Source organism: Salipiger abyssi, from assembly GCF_017311415.1.
Taxonomy (GTDB): Bacteria; Pseudomonadota; Alphaproteobacteria; order Rhodobacterales; family Rhodobacteraceae; genus Salipiger; species Salipiger abyssi_A.
Genome location: NZ_JAEKIS010000022.1, coordinates 24,362 through 42,294, shown reverse-complemented (window position 1 = coordinate 42,294; position 17,933 = coordinate 24,362). Strand labels below are relative to the sequence as shown.

12 protein-coding genes are annotated in these 17,933 nt (G+C 67.7%); 7 read left to right on the top strand and 5 right to left on the bottom strand.

Features of this window, described 5'->3' with window-relative positions:
* Window positions 1-36 precede the first annotated feature (36 nt).
* Window positions 37-981, bottom strand: coding sequence for an isopenicillin N synthase family dioxygenase (locus tag I6N89_RS21535; RefSeq protein WP_207020480.1), 945 nt, complete (start codon window positions 979-981; stop codon window positions 37-39).
* A 167-nt stretch (window positions 982-1,148) separates the two neighbouring features.
* On the opposite strand from I6N89_RS21535, the gene I6N89_RS21530 reads away from it, so the two are divergent.
* Genes I6N89_RS21530 through I6N89_RS21515 form a run of 4 tightly spaced genes read left to right on the top strand, consistent with a single transcriptional unit; the run spans window position 1,149 to window position 6,100 of the window.
* The gene (locus I6N89_RS21530; protein ID WP_207020479.1) at window positions 1,149-2,291 is read left to right on the top strand and encodes a carbohydrate kinase; all 1,143 of its coding nucleotides are present in this window, start codon (window positions 1,149-1,151) and stop codon (window positions 2,289-2,291) included.
* Window positions 2,288-3,223, top strand: coding sequence for a pseudouridine-5'-phosphate glycosidase (locus tag I6N89_RS21525; protein ID WP_207020478.1), 936 nt, complete (start codon window positions 2,288-2,290; stop codon window positions 3,221-3,223). Before I6N89_RS21530 ends, I6N89_RS21525 begins: the two co-directional genes overlap by 4 nt.
* A gap of 11 nt (window positions 3,224-3,234) precedes the next feature.
* The gene (locus I6N89_RS21520) at window positions 3,235-4,044 is read left to right on the top strand and encodes an enoyl-CoA hydratase/isomerase family protein (protein ID WP_207020477.1); all 810 of its coding nucleotides are present in this window, start codon (window positions 3,235-3,237) and stop codon (window positions 4,042-4,044) included.
* Window positions 4,031-6,100 (top strand): acetate--CoA ligase family protein, encoded by a 2,070-nt coding sequence (locus I6N89_RS21515; RefSeq protein WP_207020476.1) that lies wholly within the window; start codon window positions 4,031-4,033, stop codon window positions 6,098-6,100. Before I6N89_RS21520 ends, I6N89_RS21515 begins: the two co-directional genes overlap by 14 nt.
* 36 nt (window positions 6,101-6,136) lie before the next feature.
* Here the strand turns inward: I6N89_RS21515 and I6N89_RS21510 are convergent, their stop codons facing one another.
* Complete coding sequence (locus tag I6N89_RS21510) at window positions 6,137-9,517, bottom strand: indolepyruvate ferredoxin oxidoreductase family protein (RefSeq protein WP_207020475.1); 3,381 nt, start codon at window positions 9,515-9,517, stop codon at window positions 6,137-6,139.
* Between the two features lie 10 nt (window positions 9,518-9,527).
* A complete protein-coding gene (locus I6N89_RS21505) occupies window positions 9,528-10,913 on the bottom strand; it encodes an FAD-binding oxidoreductase (RefSeq protein ID WP_207020474.1) in 1,386 nt (461 codons plus the stop codon).
* A 136-nt stretch (window positions 10,914-11,049) separates the two neighbouring features.
* Here I6N89_RS21505 and I6N89_RS21500 point away from each other — a divergent pair, with 136 nt between their 5' ends.
* Both I6N89_RS21500 and I6N89_RS21495 read left to right on the top strand, forming a co-directional pair.
* Window positions 11,050-11,796, top strand: coding sequence for a FadR/GntR family transcriptional regulator (locus I6N89_RS21500; protein WP_207020473.1), 747 nt, complete (start codon window positions 11,050-11,052; stop codon window positions 11,794-11,796).
* A 25-nt stretch (window positions 11,797-11,821) separates the two neighbouring features.
* Window positions 11,822-12,814 carry an MDR family oxidoreductase gene (locus I6N89_RS21495; RefSeq protein ID WP_207020472.1) on the top strand — a complete coding sequence of 331 codons (993 nt, stop codon included), beginning with the start codon at window positions 11,822-11,824 and terminating at the stop codon, window positions 12,812-12,814.
* A gap of 765 nt (window positions 12,815-13,579) precedes the next feature.
* On the opposite strand, the gene I6N89_RS21490 is transcribed toward I6N89_RS21495, so the two are convergent.
* Window positions 13,580-15,517, bottom strand: coding sequence for a hypothetical protein (locus I6N89_RS21490; protein ID WP_207020471.1), 1,938 nt, complete (start codon window positions 15,515-15,517; stop codon window positions 13,580-13,582).
* Window positions 15,510-17,705, bottom strand: coding sequence for a multicopper oxidase family protein (locus I6N89_RS21485; protein WP_207020470.1), 2,196 nt, complete (start codon window positions 17,703-17,705; stop codon window positions 15,510-15,512). The genes I6N89_RS21490 and I6N89_RS21485 overlap by 8 nt, the downstream gene beginning before the upstream one ends.
* On the opposite strand from I6N89_RS21485, the gene I6N89_RS21480 reads away from it, so the two are divergent.
* Window positions 17,704-17,913, top strand: a complete 210-nt coding sequence (locus I6N89_RS21480) for a hypothetical protein (RefSeq protein ID WP_207020469.1) — start codon at window positions 17,704-17,706, stop codon at window positions 17,911-17,913. The two genes, I6N89_RS21485 and I6N89_RS21480, sit on opposite strands and share 2 nt — an antisense overlap.
* The last annotated feature ends 20 nt before the right edge of the window (window positions 17,914-17,933 follow it).

Here is a 17,933-nt window from a genome sequence, read left to right as displayed (position 1 = left end):
ACCGAGACGGCGCCGCGGCGCCGCAGGGTCAGACGCTCAGCCGCCGAAGGCCTGGCTGGTCTTCAGTGCGATGTAATCGGCAAAGCTGATCGGCTCGTATTTCGCACCGTCCTTGGCGAAGGGCGGCAGACATTCGATCATCGTCTCCGCGGAGGGATTGAGGAAGAAGGGAATCGACTGCCGACGCGCCGTACCCTGAAAGCCCGAGGGCGGATTGGCGACGCGGTGCGGGGTCGAGACCCATTCGTCATTAGACCAGCGCATGAACGCATCGCCGATATTGACCACATAGGCGCCCTCGATATTCGGCGCGTCGAGCCAGACCCCATCGCGGCGGCGCACCTGCAAGCCACCGGCGCTGGCCTCGGAGCGCAGGATCGTCATGAAGCCGTAATCCGTATGCTCGCCGGCGCGCAGCTGACCCGGTTCCGGCGCCTCGCTCTGTTCGGGATAGTTGATGACACGCAGCGCCGAGAGATGGTTTTCGAAATCCGCCTCGAAGAAATCGGGCACGAGGCCGATGGCGCTGCAAAAGATTCGTCGCAGGTGATGGGCGAGCCGCTCCATCTCGGCAAAGTAATCGCGAAACGCCGCTTCCAGCCCCTCGGGCCGGTCGGGCCAGGTGTCGCCACCCAGACGCGGGCCGAAATTGAGGCTTTCCTTTAGATCGCCCGGCGTTTTCATGCCCAGCGTGCCGGCCAGCGCCTCCTGCTTCATCGGCGCGAAGGAGAGGCCGCCCTCGACCCCGGTGCCGCGCCCGACGCCGGCCTTCCAGTCCTGCGGTTCGTCAAAGAACGCGTAGGCCAGATCGTAGAGCCGCTTTGTGACCGCCGTATCGACACCGTGGCCCGTGACGAGGAAAAAGCCGCTTTCGGTGGCGGCGGCGGCGATCTGCTCGACCACTGCGGCAGCGCCTGGCCCGCCTTCGATGAATCCGGAGATATCGACCACTGGGATCATGTCGATCGTATCGGCAGACATGGAATTCCTCCTTGTATGTCAGGGTAGTACCCTCTTCCGGCATGCCTCTTTTCGGGCGGTTTTCCGGGGTGTTTCGCAGGCGCTTGGCAGCGTCGTAAAACAATTGTTGACGAATTAAACAGTTGTTGTCTAGAAAAAATGAGACGCGCTCGCAGGGAAATCAGCTCATGGACGATCTCTCGCCTCTTGAGGCGGCAATCCTGAAGCACATCACGCAAAACCCCTTTGCCGGGCAGCAGGAGACCGCTGACCAGCTCAATATCGCGCGCTCGACCGTGGCGGCGCATATCGTGTCGCTGACCCGCAAGGGCTATATCCTCGGGCGCGGCTATGTGCTGCCTGCATCCAAGCGGGTGGTCTGCATCGGCGGCGCGGTGCTCGACCGGAAATTCCGCGCTCGCCAACCGCTTGTGCGGGGCACCTCCAACCCCGCCGAGGGCTTTCACAGCTATGGCGGTGTGGCGCGCAACGTGGTGGAAAACCTCGCGTTGCTTGGCCATGAGACGAGTTTCCTGTCGGTCGTGGGCGATGACGAGACCGGGCGGCATCTGCTCGGCCACCTGCGCAATCGCGGCGTCGATGTCAGCCAGGTCGCCCAGTCGATGCGCCGTTCGACCGCCGAATATTGCGCCATTCTCTCGCCCGAGGGCGATCTCGATCTCGGCATCGCGGATATGGAGATCTTCGAGGAGCTCACTCCCGACCGGCTTGATCGGGCCTGGTCGCATATCGTGAGTGCCACGCTGGTGTTTTCCGACTGCAACCCGCCGATGGAAGCCATCGCCGCCCTGATCGAGCGCAGCCGGGGCACGCGCTTTCAGCTCGCCATCGACCCGGTTTCGACTCACAAGGCGCAGCGCCTGCCCCGGGATCTGAACGGCATCGCCATGCTGTTCATGAATGTGGACGAGGCGAATGGCTATCTCGGCCGCGCCTATACGCCGGACCGCGCCGGCGCCAGCGCCGCCGCAACCGAGCTGCGCGACCGGGGCGCGGCGGGGGTGGTGGTCAGCGCCGGAACCGACGGGCTGACGGTGGCGGACGAAAACGGCGTCGCCGTCGTGCCGGCGGTGCCCGCGCATCCGGTCGAAGTGACCGGCGCCGGCGACGCGATGATCGCCGGTACGCTGCATTCCGTGCTCGCCGGCGCGGCGCTGCCCGAGGCCAGCCGCACCGGCAGCCTGCTGGCCGCGCTGACCGTCGAAACCGCCACAACCGTGCGCGCCGACCTCAGCGCGCAATTTCTCGAAACGAACGGCCATCGCCTGTCCGGCGCCGCGCCCTCCCCCGTCACCGGAGTACCCTCATGACCCCCGACCTACTCGACCTCGCACCCGAGGTGGCCGCAGCCCTCGCCGCCGGCACGCCGGTGGTGGCCCTGGAATCGACCATCATCACCCACGGCATGCCCTATCCGGAGAATCTCGAAACCGCGCGCTCGGTCGAAGAGGAGATCCGCGCCCAGGGTGCCGTGCCCGCCACAATCGCCGTGCTCGAAGGGCGTATCAAGGTGGGCCTCGGCGCCGAAGAGCTCGACGCGCTGGCCCGGGCCGAGGGCGTGGTCAAGGCCTCCTCGCGGGATCTGGCCGTAGCGCTGGTGCGCGGTCAATCGGCAGGCACCACCGTTTCCTGCACCATGCGGGTCGCAGCGCTGGCGGGCATCCGGGTCTTTGCCACCGGCGGCGTCGGTGGCGTGCATCGCGGCGCCGAAGACACGTTCGACATCTCCGCCGACCTTCTGGAACTCAGCTGCACACCGGTCGCCGTGGTCTGCGCCGGCGTGAAGTCGATCCTCGACATCCCCAAGACCCTGGAAGTGCTGGAAACGCACCGCGTGCCCGTGGTCGCCTATGGCACCGACGAGTTCCCCGCCTTCTTCGCCCGCAGCAGCGGCGCCAAGGCCGACCACCGGCTCGACAGCCCCGAAGAGATCGCCGCGACCATCGCCTGGAACGACACGCTGGGCATGAACACCGGTATGCTGATCGCCAATCCGGTGCCCGAGGCAGATGCGCTGTCGCCGGCCGAGATCGACAGCATCATCGACGGCGCCATCGCCGCCGCCGACGCGCAGGGCATCACCCGCAAGGCGCTGACGCCCTTCCTGCTCGACCGGATCAACACCGATTCCGAGGGCCGCTCGCTGGCCGCCAATATCGCGCTGGTGCGCAACAATGCCCGGCTCGCCGCGCGCATCGCCACGGCGCTTGCCAAGATGCCCTCCTCAACCCTGGCCGCCTGAAAGAGAGCCCCATGAGCTACGAGACGATCCTCTACACCAAGGACGAACAGGACAAGTTCGCCACCATCACGCTGAACCGGCCCGACAAGCTGAACGCCATGAACAAGGACTGCATCCGCGAAATCGACGCGGCGCTGGCCGAAGCGGTGGCCGACCCGGAGGTGAACGCACTGATCATCACCGGCGCCGGACGGGCGTTTTCCTCGGGCTATGACCTTCAGGGCGGCGATTTCGTGGTGGATTTCGACTTCTGGGTCGATGACATGACCGAGAACGCCACCGCGCTGCTGAACATCTGGAAAGCCCCGATCCCGGTCATCGCCGCGGTCAACGGCTATTGCCTGGCCGGCGCGCTGGAACTGATGATGTCCTGCGATCTCGCCATCGCTGCCGACACCGCCAAGTTCGGCGAACCCGAGGTGCGGCACAATTCCGGGCCGCCGGCACTGATGATGCCCTGGCTGCTGCCCACCCGCGATGTACGTTACCTGATGTATACCGGCGATATCGTCGATGCGGCCGAAGCCGACCGCATGCGCCTGGTGAACAAGGTGGTCCCCGCCGACGAACTGAAACTGCGCTCTGAGAACCTCGCGCGGAAGCTGGCAAGGATGCCGACCCCGGCGCTGAAATACACCAAGGCCTCGATCAACAACCAGCAGATGGTGGCCGGGCTTCAGGCCAGCTTCGATTACAACGTAACCTCGATTGCCGGGCTGCATGTCACCGACGAGGGGCAGGAGTGGATGCGCAAGCTCGCGCAGATGTCGCTCAAGGAGTATCTCGAATACCGCGACAGCCCGTTCCGTGGCCTCGACTGATCTCGCTGCCCTCTTCGCGCCCCGCTCGGTGGCGGTGCTGGGCGCGTCCGAGCGTCCCGGCTCCTCGGCCGGCTATGTGATGCGCAACCTTGCCCGCTTCGGCTATGCCGGGCGGGTTATCCCGGTGCATCCGCGCGGCGGCACCGTGTTCGGACTGCCCGCCGTCGCCGCGCTCTCCGATCTCGACGAAGCTCCCGACTGCGTGGTGATCGGGCTGCGCGCAGAGCTGGTGCCCGCCGCGCTGGAAGAGGCCGGGCGGCTGGGCAGCCGTGCCGCGGTGGTGCTGGCCTCGGGCTTTGCCGAGACCGGCGCAGAGGGCGCGGCTCTGGAGGCAGAGCTGATCGCAATTGCGCGGCGCCACGGCATGGCCGTCTGCGGGCCGAACTGTCTGGGCCTTGTGTCGCGCGGCAGCGGGGCGGCACTTTATTCCTCGACGATCTCGCCCGAGATGCCGCAGGGCCGCACCGCGCTGATTTCCGCTTCGGGCGCCAGCGCCATCGCGCTCGCGCATTCCGGGCAGATCGGCATCGGCGCGCTGGTCTCGGCGGGCAATGGCGCGGTGACGGGGCTCGCCGCTTACGTGGCGCATTTCGCTCAGGATCCCGATATCGATACCATCGCCATGGTAATCGAGGATATCGGCGACCCGGATGCGCTGGCCACCGCGATGCAGGCGGTTCATGCCGCCGGGAAATCCGCCGTGGCGCTGCGGGTCGGGCGTTCGGCACTGGGGCAACGGGCCACCGCCGCGCATACCGGTGCACTGGCCGGCACCGAAGAGGCGGCGCGCGCCTTTTGCCGCCGCGCCGGCATTCTCGACCTGCCCGACATGGACAGCTTTCTGGCGGCGCTCCGGCTATGCGGCGCTCAGCCGACGCCGCCCGCGCTGAAGCGCGCCGCCGTGCTGGGCGTCTCCGGCGGCGGGGTGGCGCATGTGGCCGATATCGCCGCCGAAACCGGCCTGCCGCTGGCCGAGCTGTCGGACAGGTCGGTGGCGGCGCTGCGGGAGCTGCTGCCGGGCTTTGCCACGCCGCAGAACCCGCTCGATGTGACCGGCGCCGCCTTTGGGGGTTCCGGAATCTATGCCCGCGCGCTAGACATCCTCGATGCCGATCCAAGCGTCGGAGTGACCCTGGCGGTGCAGGACGCGCCGCCCGCCCTCGCCCCCGACATGGCGACGGAATACGAGGGCATCGCCGGGGCCTGCGCCAGCTACACCGGCGCCACGCCCCTTGTGGCGCTGAGCAATCTTTCCGCCGGGCTGCACCCGCAGGTGGCCGCCGCCTATGGCGAGGCGCTGCGCCTGCCCGGCACGCGCGCCGGGCTGACCGCAATCGCCGCCTGGCTGACGACACCCCGCGCCGTCACATGGCGCCGCGCAGAGGGCACCGACATCCTGCCCCGTGCACTCAGCGAATCCGCCGCGCGCGCTCTGCTTGGCCTGCCCGGCCCCATCGAGACGCTGGCCACCAGCGCCGCCGAGGCGCGCGCGCAGGTCGCAGCCCTTCCCGGCAAAGCCGTGCTGAAGATCGCTTCGCCCGACATCGCCCACAAGACCGAAGCCGGCGGCGTCGCGCTCTCGGTCGGCGCGGAGGCCGCGGCGGAGGCATATGAGCGCATCGTCGCCTCGGCGCGCGCCCATGCGCCCGCGGCCCGCATCGACGGCGTGCTGGTACAGGAGATGGTCACCGGCGGCATCGAGGCGATGCTGGGCCTTGTCGACAGCCCGCCTTACGGGCTGGGCCTGGTGGTCGGCCTCGGCGGCACAATGGTCGAGCTGTTGCAGGACAGCGCCTTCGAGCTGTTGCCGGTAACGGCGGAGCGCGCCGCGGAGATGCTCGACGACACCCGCCTCGGCGCGCTGCTGAGCGGTTATCGCGGTGCCCCGCCCTGCGACCGCGCGGCGCTGGTCGCAGCGATGGTGGCGCTCTCGGAGTTCGGCTGCCGCCATGCCGATGCGCTGGAGGCGGTCGACCTGAACCCGGTGCGCGTGCTTGAGGCCGGTCAGGGGCTGCGCCTGCTCGACGCGCTGATCCTGCCGAAAGCGGCGGAGTAGCGCTTTCTCTCGGGAAAGGTGGGCAGATTGCCCACCCTACGGGTTTGCGCCCTGCCCCATTTCCGCGCGCTTCTCACGATAGGCCGTGATCGCCGCCTCCTTGACCGGGCCATAGCCCCGGATCATCTGGGGCAGCTTCGCCAGCACCACCGCGCGGGCATGGGTCTCGGCATTCAGCGTCTCGCAAAGCGCGGCGACCTCGGCGAAAAACCCATCCCGCAACGCACGCTCATCGCGCCGCTCCTGCGTCCGACCGAACGGATCGAGCGGCGTGCCGCGCAGCGGCTTCATCGCCGCCAAAGCGCGAAAGCCCGGCTCGATCCAGCGGCCGAAGCGGCGCTTGGCGGGGCGCCCGGTGCGCGGGTCGGGGCGCGAGAAGATCGGCGGCGCCAGGTGATAGGCGATACGGTACTCGCCCTCGAAACTGTCCGCCAACCGCGCCCGCTGCCCGGCATCGAGATGCAGGCGGGCGACCTCGTATTCGTCCTTGTAAGCCATCAGCCGAAAAGCGCTCTGCGCCACCGCGCGGGTGAACTCCTCGCGCACCAGCGGCGCCTCGGCCCGGCGCGCGGCCTCGACCAGCTCGCAGTAGCGGCGCGCATAGCGGGCGCTCTGATAGCCGGTCAGGAAATCCGCCCGGCGCGCGATCATCTGCTCGAGCGTCTCCTCCTCCGGCGCGTCCGGCGCGGGCGCGCCGCCCAGCCGCGCGAGCAAATCGGGCTCGACCGCCGCCCGTCGGCCCCAATCGAAGGCGGCGAGATTGGCCTCGCCACCCCGCGCGCCCGAGATCGCTTCGCGCAGCGCGGCACCGCCGATGGGCACAAGACCCGATTGCCAGGCAAAGCCGAGGATCACCAGATTGGTGGCGATGGCGTCGCCCATCGTGGCCAGAGCCAGATCGCTGCCCGGTACGGTCAGGCAATGCCCCTCGCCCACCATGCCCGCCAGCGCCCTGAGCCCGGCGGATTTGCGGAAGGACATAGCGGTGTTCTGTACAAAGCTGGCATTGGGCGCCAGCCGGTCGTCGACCACGATCCGCGTGCGGCCATTACCAACCGAGGGCCGCACCTTGGCCGAGCGTGCCACCAGCATGTCGAAGGCCAGCACCAGATCCGCCTCGCCCTGCCCAACCCGCGCGGCGGTGAGATCGCCCGCGCGTGTCGCCAGCCGCAGATGCCCGACAACGGCGCCGTTCTTTTGCGCGAGTCCGGTCTGGTCGAGCGACTGTACCGCCAGCCCGTCGAGATGCGCCGCCCGCGCCAGCACCTGGCTGACCGTCAGCACGCCGGTGCCGCCGATCCCGGCGAGCAGCAGGTTATAGACGCCGTCGATGCGCGGCAGGTCGGGCTCGGGCGGGGGCGCAACGTCGGCTTCGGCGCGCACCGGCGCCGGCTGCTTCGGGCGTCCGCCCTCGATGGTGACAAAACTCGGACAGAAGCCCTTGAGACAACTGGTGTCGCCATTGCAGCTCGACTGGTTGATGCGGCGCTTGCGGCCAAAGGCGGTTTCTTCCGGCTCGATCGAGATACAGCCCGACTGCGCCGAACAGTCGCCGCAGCCCTCGCAAACCAAATCGTTGATGAACACGCGCTCGGAGATCTTGGGGAAATCGCCGGTCTTGCGGCGGCGGCGTTTCTCGGCGGCGCAGACCTGATCGTAGACCAGCACCGTCGCCCCCTCGACCTCGCGCAGATGCCGCTGCACCGCGTCCATCTCGTCGCGGTGCCAGATCCGCACATCTGCGGGAAGCTGGCCACGCAGCCGCTCGGGCTCTTCGGCAACAACGGCGACCTCACGGGCGCCCTCGGCCAGAACCTGCGCGCAGATCTTCGGCACGGTCAGTTCGCCGTCATGCGGCTGGCCGCCGGTCATCGCCACCGCGTCGTTGAACAGGATCTTGTAGGTGATGTTGACCTGCGCCGCGATGGCGGCGCGGATCGCGAGGTATCCGGAATGGAAATAGGTGCCGTCACCCATATTGGCGAAGATATGCCGCTCGTCGGAGAAGGGCGCGATTCCCAGCCAGCTCACCCCCTCTGCCCCCATCTGGGTAAAGGTCGCGGTGTTGCGGCCCTCGACGCCGAGCACCATCATGTGGCAGCCGATGCCGGTGGTGGCACGGCTGCCCTCCGGCAACCGGGTCGAAAGCGAATGCGGGCAGCCCGAACAGAAATACGGGTCCCGGCTGAGCGCAGGGGCCGGCGCCTCGCCCGAAGCGGACGCATCCGGGCGCGGCATCTGCGGCAGGGCGGCGCGCATGTCTTCGGGCATCCGGGCCAGCAGCGCCTCGAGCACGTCCTGCGGGCCAAGCTCGCCAAGCGCAGACATCAGCGGCGCGCCTTCAGGGTCCGTCTTACCGGAAACGGGCGGGCGGCCGGACATATTGAAGAGCAGACTCTTCACCTGATCCTCGATTACCGGTCGTTTTTCCTCGACGACAATCAGCTCGTCGACCGCGCCCGCGAACTCGCGCAGCCCCACCGGATCGACCGGCCAGGTCAGGCCCAGCTTGAGCAGGCGGATACCATGCACCGCCGCGCTCTCCTCGGTCAGCCCGATGCGGGCGAGCGCCGCGCGCAGGTCCAGCCAGCTTTTTCCGGCGGCGACGATGCCCAGCCGTGCCCGGCCCGTGCCATAGGCGCGGTCGAGCCCGTTCAGCCGGGCAAAGGCCTGCGCCAGCGCCAGCTTCTTCTCGAGCCGCGCCTCTTTCGGGAACGGACCGTCGGGCCAGCGCAACCCGTGCTCTCCCGCGCCATCGGGCAGAATGGCGGGCGCGTCGAGCCCGGTCAGCTCCACCGTGGCGCTGCTCTCGACCACCTCGGTCTGGCATTTGAACCCGATCCAGGCCCCGGAAGCGCGCGACATCTCCCATCCGAGCAGCCCGAAGCGCAGATAATCCTGCACGCCCGCCGGCGCCAGCACCGGGATCTGCGCCGCGATCATGTCATGTTCGGTCTGATGCGGCATGGTCGAACTGACCGCTCCGTGATCGTCTCCCATCAACACCAGCACACCGCCGCGCGGATCGGAGCCCTCGGCATTGGCGTGGCGCAGCGCATCGAGGCTGCGGTCCACGCCCGGACCCTTGCCGTACCACATGGCAAAGACCCCGTCATAGCGTGCGCCCTCGAACAGCCCGGTCTGCTGGCTGCCGGAAACCGCCGTCACCGCCAGATCCTCGTTCAGCGCCGGGTGGAAATGCACATGGCTGTCCCTGAGCGCCGCGCGCGAGCGCTCCATCTCGCGGTCGAACTGCGCCAGCGGCGAGCCGCGGTAGCCGGTAACGTATCCGGCGGTGTTGCGTCCGGCAGCGGCATCGCGCCGGCGCATCAACACGGGCAGTTTCGCCAACGCCTGAGTGCCGGAAAGAAAGGCGGTCTGGGCCATGTCGGGCGAGAGTGTATCGGCTCGGCTCATCGGTTCGGCTTCAATCGTTGAGAGGGGTCGGGGGCGGCAGCACACGCCCCGGATTGAGAATATGCGCCGGGTCCAGCGCGTCTTTCATGGCGCGCATCACGGCGATTTCGTCGGCGCTGCGCACCAGCGGCAGATAGCCGGCCTTTTCCCGGCCCAGCCCGTGCTCGGCGGAAATCGTCCCGCCCGCCGCCGCGACCGCGCCCAGTACAATGCGCGCGGCCTCGCCGGGCGCATCGGTATCGACGATATAGTGCAGGTTCCCATCGCCGAGATGGCCGAACACGGCGATCCCGGCATTTGGCAGCGCGGCGGCAAGCCGGGCCCGGGTCTCGGTCAGAAAGTCCGGCATCGCCGCCACCGGCAGACCGATATCGAACCCCACCGGCGCCGCCATTGCGGCAACCGCCTCGGCGCAGCCTTCGCGCAGTGCCCAGAGCGCCTGACGCTGCGCGCCGGAGGCGGCCAGCACCACATCGCTCAGCTCGCCCGCCTCCACCGCCCGCATCAACAACTCCTGCACATGATCGCGGTCGGCGGTCTCGATCTCGGCAAGGATCTGGATGCCCTCGGGCGCGACCGGCGGGCGGTGCCCCAGAGCCAGGATGCGCTGAAACATAGCCTCGTCGATGACCTCGAAAGCGGTGACCGGCCCGCCCGCGTCGCGCCGGAGCCGCGCCAGCAGCGCACCCGCCGTGTCGATCCCCGGCGCCGCTCCGAACAGGGTGACCAGCGGCCCCACCGGCGGGCGCAGCGCCAGACAGACCCGTGAGATGATGCCGAGAACGCCTTCGGAGCCGATGAACAACTGCTTGAGATCAAATCCGGAATTGTCCTTGGCCAGCGGCCTGACATGGCCCAGCACCCGGCCGTCCGCCAGCACCACTTCGAGCGAGACCACATGCGCCCGGGTCATGCCGTTGCGGATCACGTTCAGCCCGCCGGCATTGGTGGCGCAAAGCCCGCCCACCGTGGCACTGCCGCGCGCGCCGATATCGACGCCAAAGCCGAACCCCGCCGCCTCCGCCGCCTCCTGCACGCGCTGCAAACTCACCCCGGCCTCCGCCACCACCGTCGCCGAGACCGGATCGACCGGCGCCAAGGCCGTCATCCGGTCGAGGCAGAGCGCCACTTCGCCGCGGCGCGGGGTGGCACCGTTCGACAGGCCGGTGCGGCCGCCTTGCACGACGACCGGCAGGCGCAGCCGGTGACAGGCAGCCAGCATCCGCGACAGCTCGGCAGTATCGGCGGGTCGCAGCACGGCGAGCGGCGGTTGCATCAGATTGCCGGTGGCATCGGCGGCATAGGCCGCGCCTGCCGCCGCGCCCGTCAACAGCGCTGCGGCGGGCAGATCGGCAAGCTCGGCAAACAGCGCCTCATGCGCGGGAACGGGCGTCATATTCAGAGTTCCGGAAAGCCGGCGGGCGGCAGGAACACGCCCGGCATACAGTTTTCTATGGACATGGACCCTACTGATGCGATCATATCCATATTTGTCAAACCTATTATTCTTTTTCCAGGACCGGGCGGATGGGATGAGCGTGAAATTCGGGCAGGTGGTGACAGCAGGGCTGGCCCGTCAGGTGGCGGACGAGATCCACGCCGCCATTCTCGACGGGCGTCTCAAGGCCGATGAACGCCTGCCCGGCGAGGAAGAGCTGGCCACTCGCTTCGGCGTCTCCCGCCCCACCGTGCGCGAGGCGCTCAAGCGGCTGGCAGCCCTCAACCTCGTGCATTCCCGGCGCGGTCCCAGCGGCGGAAATTTCGTCAAGCGCCCGGAACTGGGCGAGCTGATCGAACAGCAGGCGGGATCCGCGATGCTCATGGTCGGCATGGGCGCCTTCGACATCGAAGAGCTGATCGCCGCCCGGCGCGAGACCGAGGCGCTTTGCCTGGATCTCGCCTGCGCCGCACGCAGCGAGGCCGATCTCGACCGGATGCGCGCCGAGCTGACCCGGCAGGAGGACCGCAGCCTGCCCGACACCGAATTCTGTGCCGCGGACGTGGGCTTTCACCGCGCGCTCGTCGATGCCGCCGGCAACGGACCGCTGCGGCTGATGATGGCCACGGTGATCGAATCCTTCATTCCCCTGCTGAACATGATCGTCGTGCGCGACCGCATCCGCAGTGAGACCACCGCGCATCAGCGCCGGCTGCTCGAAGCGGTGGAGGCCCGCGACCCCGCCGCCGCCCGCGCCGCGCTCGACCGCCTGCTGGACCATCTGATGGCCAGCTACACCGCCGCGCTTGCGGCACGGGATGCCAAGACATCCCGCCCCTGACCCACTCAACACGGGAGGAAACATCATGTCCGACACGTTCCACGCCATGAGGATCGTCGACGCCGGCGACCGGAAAACCAGGGCAGAGCTGGCCGAGCTGACGCGCGCCGATCTGCCCGACCTGCCGGTCCTGGTCGAGATCAGCCATTCGACGGTGAACTACAAGGACGGCCTGTCGCTGACCGGCAAGGGCCGTATCGCCCGCCGCCTGCCGATGATCGCCGGCATCGACCTCGCCGGCACCGTGGTCGAGAGCGCCTCCGACGACTGGGCGCCCGGCGACAAGGTGATCCTGAACGGCTGGGGCCTGTCCGAGACCGAACAGGGCGCCTACTCGAAATACCAGCGCGTCAAAGCCGAATGGCTACTGCCTCTGCCCGAGGCGTTCAGCCCGGAACAGGCCATGGCCATCGGCACCGCCGGCTACACCGCCGCGCTCTGCGTTCAGGCGCTGCGCGACTGGGGCACGATCGCGCCCGAGGGGCCGGACGTTCTGGTGACCGGCGCCGCCGGCGGGGTCGGCTCCGTCGCAATCGCGCTGCTGGGCAAGCTGGGCTATCCGGTCACCGCTGTCACCGGCCGCCCCGAAACCCATGATTACCTGTCCAAACTGGGCGCGCGCGCCTTCGTCGACCGCGCCGAGCTGGCAGAGGCGGGCAAGCCGCTTCAGGCAGAGCGCTGGTCGGGCGCCGTGGACGTGGTGGGCTCCCACACGCTCGCCAATGTGATGGCGCAGACTTGCTATGGCGGCGCGGTTGCCGCCTGCGGCCTGGCGGGCGGCCCCGCCCTCCCGGCGACGGTGATGCCGCATATCCTGCGCAGCGTCGCCCTGATCGGCGTCGATTCCGTCATGGCACCGCGCGCGAAACGCCAAAAAGCCTGGGCGCTTCTGGCCGAGCACCTCGATCCGGCGCTGCTCGACAGCATGTACAGCGTTCACGGTTTCGATGCGCTGCCAAAGCTTGCGGAAGACATCATCGCCGGCCAGATTCGCGGCCGAGTCGTGGTGGAAATCTGAACAACACGACATGCTATGCACTGAGATCAAAGCGCAGTTGCACAAGAGGCGCTTGTTCCGCGGCGCAGCATGTCGCAAATAAGTCCCACGACGCCGCGAGGCATCGGAAAGTTTCTTGGGGTTCTCTCCTCCTCCCTGAACCCCGGGAATTCGCGGCGGCCCTCTCTCCTCCTCCCTGAGGGTCGCCGCACCCCTTCTCCCTCCGACAGACAACAAGTACTCCTGACAGAGCGCTTCTGAGTCGCCAAAGCCCACCGAGCCGGCGAAACGGGCGGTTTAAGCGCTCGGTAAGATCGGGATGCGGTGCTGAGCAGCCGCCTGTCAAAAAGCTGAAAAGATGAGCGATGGCCGCAATAGCTGGGCCAGATGCCGAGGCATCACCCAATATTATGTGCCATCTCCAAGGAAATCCCCTATCGTGACAGTAAGGTGCCCGGTCGCCTCACGTCCTCCCACGGAGGCGACCGGATCGAGACAGGATGGCATCCTCCCGTTCGCCATCTGCCTGGCGGTCGACTCGCCAAGCCCTCCTCCGGGCGGGTCGACCTCTGATTTCCTGTCACTGTTGCGGCGTAACGTCACATTTCGACCCATCAAAAGTCCAGAAAATTCGTCGCCGCGTCGCAGCATCCAACAATCTGACTTTAATACGAAGGTCTTAGGGTATGTGTCTCACTTGAGGCGCAGGGCGCCGAAACCGCGCGAATCGACGACGACGCGCCCAAGCATGTCGAAAGGCCGGCCCATCCCGCACGGGTGCCGCGCTCAGCTTTCCGAAACCCGTGCCAGATAGGCGGTCGTCTCGCGCGCGGTGACCGGATCGAAGGCCCGCAGCGCCGTCCGGTCGAGCGCGGCATTGCAGCGCGCGGCGGTCTCGGCATCGCTCTGCCCCATCACCAGCCTGCCATCATGCAGCTGCGGATAGCTGCGGCGGAAGTGAAAGCCCAGCGACCGGAAGATATTCACTGCGACGGGATCGCGTGCCAGACCGCTTTTCGCCCGGAGCCCCTGCGCGAGCTCGAACAGCCGCTCCGCCACATCCGCATAGATCCCGGAGCCACCGAGCGCCAGACAGCGCCCGGTCTTGGTATCGAGCAGGTCGAGCGCCATGTTCTCCTCGCGCCGGGTCTGCGGCATCGACATGCGCAGGCGCAGCGGCAGCGTGCGGCAGGGCACCGCCCCGCCCGCGAGCAGCGTCGCATCGACCCGGTAATTGCCCGGCTCGGCGAAGGCGAAGCCGCCGACACCGTAGGTCAGGTTCACATTGCCCTCCAGCTCCCCGCCGGGCGCCAGTGTCACCGTCTCCGCCTGCCCCTCGTCGACGCAGCGATGGGTGATCGGGTGGAACTCCACCGCTTCGGCCGTGCCCGCGCCTTCACGGGTGATGGCGATGCGCAGCCCGCCGGATTTCGGATCGAGCGCATCCGAGGGCAGCGTCACCGCCTCTTGCGTGCCGTTGCGCAACCGCAGGCCGAGGATTACCGGCTGGGCGAAATGAAAGACCGGCCCGGCAAGCGGCGGCAAGAGCTCAAGCGCCAGACCGCTGCCCGCGTCCGCCGGCAGCTCGGGATAGCCGTAAGAGCCCTCGCGCCAATAGGGCGCCGATAGAAACTTGTCGCCGCCGGGCACCAGCGCGCGCCAGGGCCCGTGATGCAGAAAGCCGAGCTCGTCCGCGTCGAAAGCGAAGTCGAACAGATCCCAGAATTCCTGCGCCCGCCCGCCGCCGCGATATTTCCAGTCATAATTCATGAAGGAGAGGCTGCGTGCCTGCCCGACCTCGGCCTCGAAACGATGCGCGAGGTTGAGTGCGTGGCCAATCTCGTGAATGGCGATCTGCAACAGCTTGCGGTCGCGCAGTGCCACCGGAGTCCGTGCGCGGATCTCGTCGGCAAAGACGGCGCAGCCCTGTCGGGGCAACACTTCGTCATCGTCGAACATCACACCGAGCAGACCGCTGCGGTTGCTGCGCGAAAGCCAGAGCAGCCGCAGGCTGAGATTGGGATTGGATAGGTCCGTCTGAGCGAATTCCGCCATCAGCGTGTGCAGCTGCTTTTCGCTCCAGCCATCCTGCGGCGCCTGCGGCAGGCTGTCCGCCGCACCCCCCTCCTCCAGCGCGATCCCGGCACGCGCCAGCGTTTCGATCAGATGCAGCGCAACGCCGTCACGGTCGACGGGCCTGGCCGGAGCGACCCCGGTTTCTGTCTCCAGCTCCAGCTGGATACGACGCAGAAGCGGGCCGTGACGTTGCATCTGCGCCCGGATCGGGGTGTTGAGCGGCAGCCCCTCCAGCGGCGCGTGCAGCGTGAGACCCAGATCGAGCGCGGTGCCCGCCGGTTCCAACGCAAGCCGCCCCTCCGACTGCGCGCCGCTATGGCCAAGTGCGGTGACCGCGAAACCGGTGCCGTCCAGCACCACGCCGGTCTCCGTCCGGAAGGACGCGAGCCAACGTTCCTCCCCGGCAGTGCCGCGAAAGATGTCGCCGCTGATCGCCTCGGGCGTGATCCGCAGCTCAAGCCGCGCCTTGTCGCCGTCATGGCCGAGATAGCGCCCGGGCTCCGCGGCGGGAGCCGCCTCGGCCGCCACCGCGGAGCCCGAAACACTGTCGGGTGCCGCGCCCAGCAAGGCGCGCGGCACCCGGATCCAGACCGCCTCCCCATCCTCGACAAGCGCGGCGGGGAGGGCCGTCCGCTCGCGATCAGCCACCTTCGTGGCTGCCGTGCTCGGTCATCGGCCGGTCGAACCCGCCCTTGCCGTCGGGAATGGCGATGCGGATATTCTGCATCATGCCCTCATCCTCGTGATCGAGAATGTGACAGTGCAGGACGAAATCGCCGATATAGCGCTCATAGCGGGTCCGCAGTTTCACCAGATGGCCGGGCAGGATAAAGAGCGTGTCCTTCCAGGTGTTCTTGAGCCCCGCATACTGCGGCTCGTAACTGTCCGCACCGCTGACATCGACATAGGTCGCCGGATCGTTGGGGTCGATATCGCAGCCCCGCGCGCCCTCGGCCCCGGTCGCACAGCCCGCATCGGGCTGATATTTCAGCACCTCGACGATCTGGAACGGGTTCACATGGATGTGGAACGGGTGGCCGCCGCCGCCGAAAGAGGTCAGCGTCCATTCCTCGACCCCGCCGAGCGGCAGCACCCGGTCGAGCCGCGCCGCCTCATAAGCCGCCTCGTCGACCAGCGCGAAGGGCGCGCCGTTGCTGACATGGGTGGGGGCGATCTCGCCGATGACGAACTGGAAGGCCGGCGGCGTGCCCTGAATGTTGAACCCCACGGTCTGCTGACCCGAGACCTCATGCGGCGCGATGTCGCGATGCTTCACGAAGGCGTCGAGCCGGCCCTCGGCCAGATCTTCCAGCACGAAATCCCGCGCCGCTTCGTCGGTGATCGTCTCTCCGATCGACCGTTCGAGCATCGCCATCACATGATCGGCCCCGCCATCGCCCTCGATGGACCCCTCAGCGGGGGCGACTTCGAGAAAGCCCAGCAGCGCGGTGTCGTTGTCGTTGAGATTGATATCCGCATCCGAGGCGGTGGCGGCGTCGACGATGCAATAGGTGCCCTCGGAAGGGAAATTCACCAGCACATCCTCGCGATAGGCGGGCTGCAACAGCAGCTCCTTGCTGGTCAGGATATCGGGCCGCGCGAGCCCGTCGGTGGCGACACGCACCAGGTCCAGCGGTTCGCCGGAACAGAACTCCTCCACCGTCTCGGCGATGGCGGCGCGGCTGTTGCCGCTGGCGCCTTCGGCCAGCCGGGCGCGCAGCGCGTCACCGCCGCCCTCGACCTTGCGGATCTCAAGCCCGATGGTCTCGCGCACGCCACCATGAATCAGCCGCCAGCGCTCCACCTGGCCCGCCACGGCGCCGGGATGTTCCTTCTGGATTGCGCCGTTGATCGCGGTGTGACGGCCCGAGCGCGGCCAGCTTCCAAAACCCACCTGGTCGAAGGCGTTGGCCGGACCGGGCTCAAGCATGCCGACATCGCCCTCGTCGCAATACCAGCCATTCGCATCCGACTTGATCTCGCCCACGGTGGGCAGGTCGTCGGGCGGCGTGCCGCCATCGGCCAGTGCATTCACCTCCTCGCGGGTCCAGCGGCAGGCATAGGCGATCTGCTGGAACAGCATGGTACGTTCGGGAAAACTCACATCATAAGACCCACCGACGCCCGGGCGCGGCAGGATCACGTCGAGATCGCCGGGCGACGCCCAGCCATTGGCGCCGAGCTGCGGCTGACGATTGCCGCGAATGAGCAGGATACCGGCCATGCCGCTGGACACCTGCGGCGCGGTCGAACCGTGGCGGTGCGCGTGATACCAGAAGGTGCCCGCCGGGTGATCGCTGGGAATGTTGTATTCATAGGTGAAGGTGATGCCCGGATTCACCGTCAGCAGCACATTGTCGCTGTTGCCCTGCGGGCTGACCCAAAGCCCATGCGTGTGCATGTTGGTCAAGTTGAAATTGCTGCAATGCGGCTCGTTGTGATCCTCGGGCTCGCCTGTGCAGCGCAGCGGATTGCCATTGGCATCCTCGCCGGGCAGCACCATGTCCTGCGGGCGCGGCAATTCGTTCTCGAAGGTCAGACGAAACGTGTCGCCCGGCGCGATTTCGACCACTGGCGCGACATAGGCATTGTCCTGCGACACCGGGGTCGCGTCTTCATCCAGTACCAGCCCAGCATAGGCGCGCAGCCGCACCTTGTCGGTGCCGCGCGGATCGTCGGCGGGGAAGGCCGGATTGCGCATCTCGCCATCGACGTAGCGCAGCGCCAGATCGTAGCAAACATCGGCCCCGGCGCATGTATCGGTCTCTTCCAGCGCGGCGGCGCTGTCGTCGGAGCGGACCTGCGGCAGCGCCTCCGGAGCCAGGCCCTGCGGCATGGCGGTGCGCGTCATCGCGGCACGTTGCGGCGGCTGGGCGATGTCCTGCGCCAGCGCCAAACCGGACCCGGCGATCAGCGCAACGGCAGATACCGTGGCGCAGGAAAGTGAGCGAAAAACAGGGAAAACGACGGAATACGTTCGCATGACAAAGGCGACCCTCAATTGGAAGATGAAAAGACATTCAATAATTCTACTAAAACTGTGACACGCCGATTGATTCCCTTC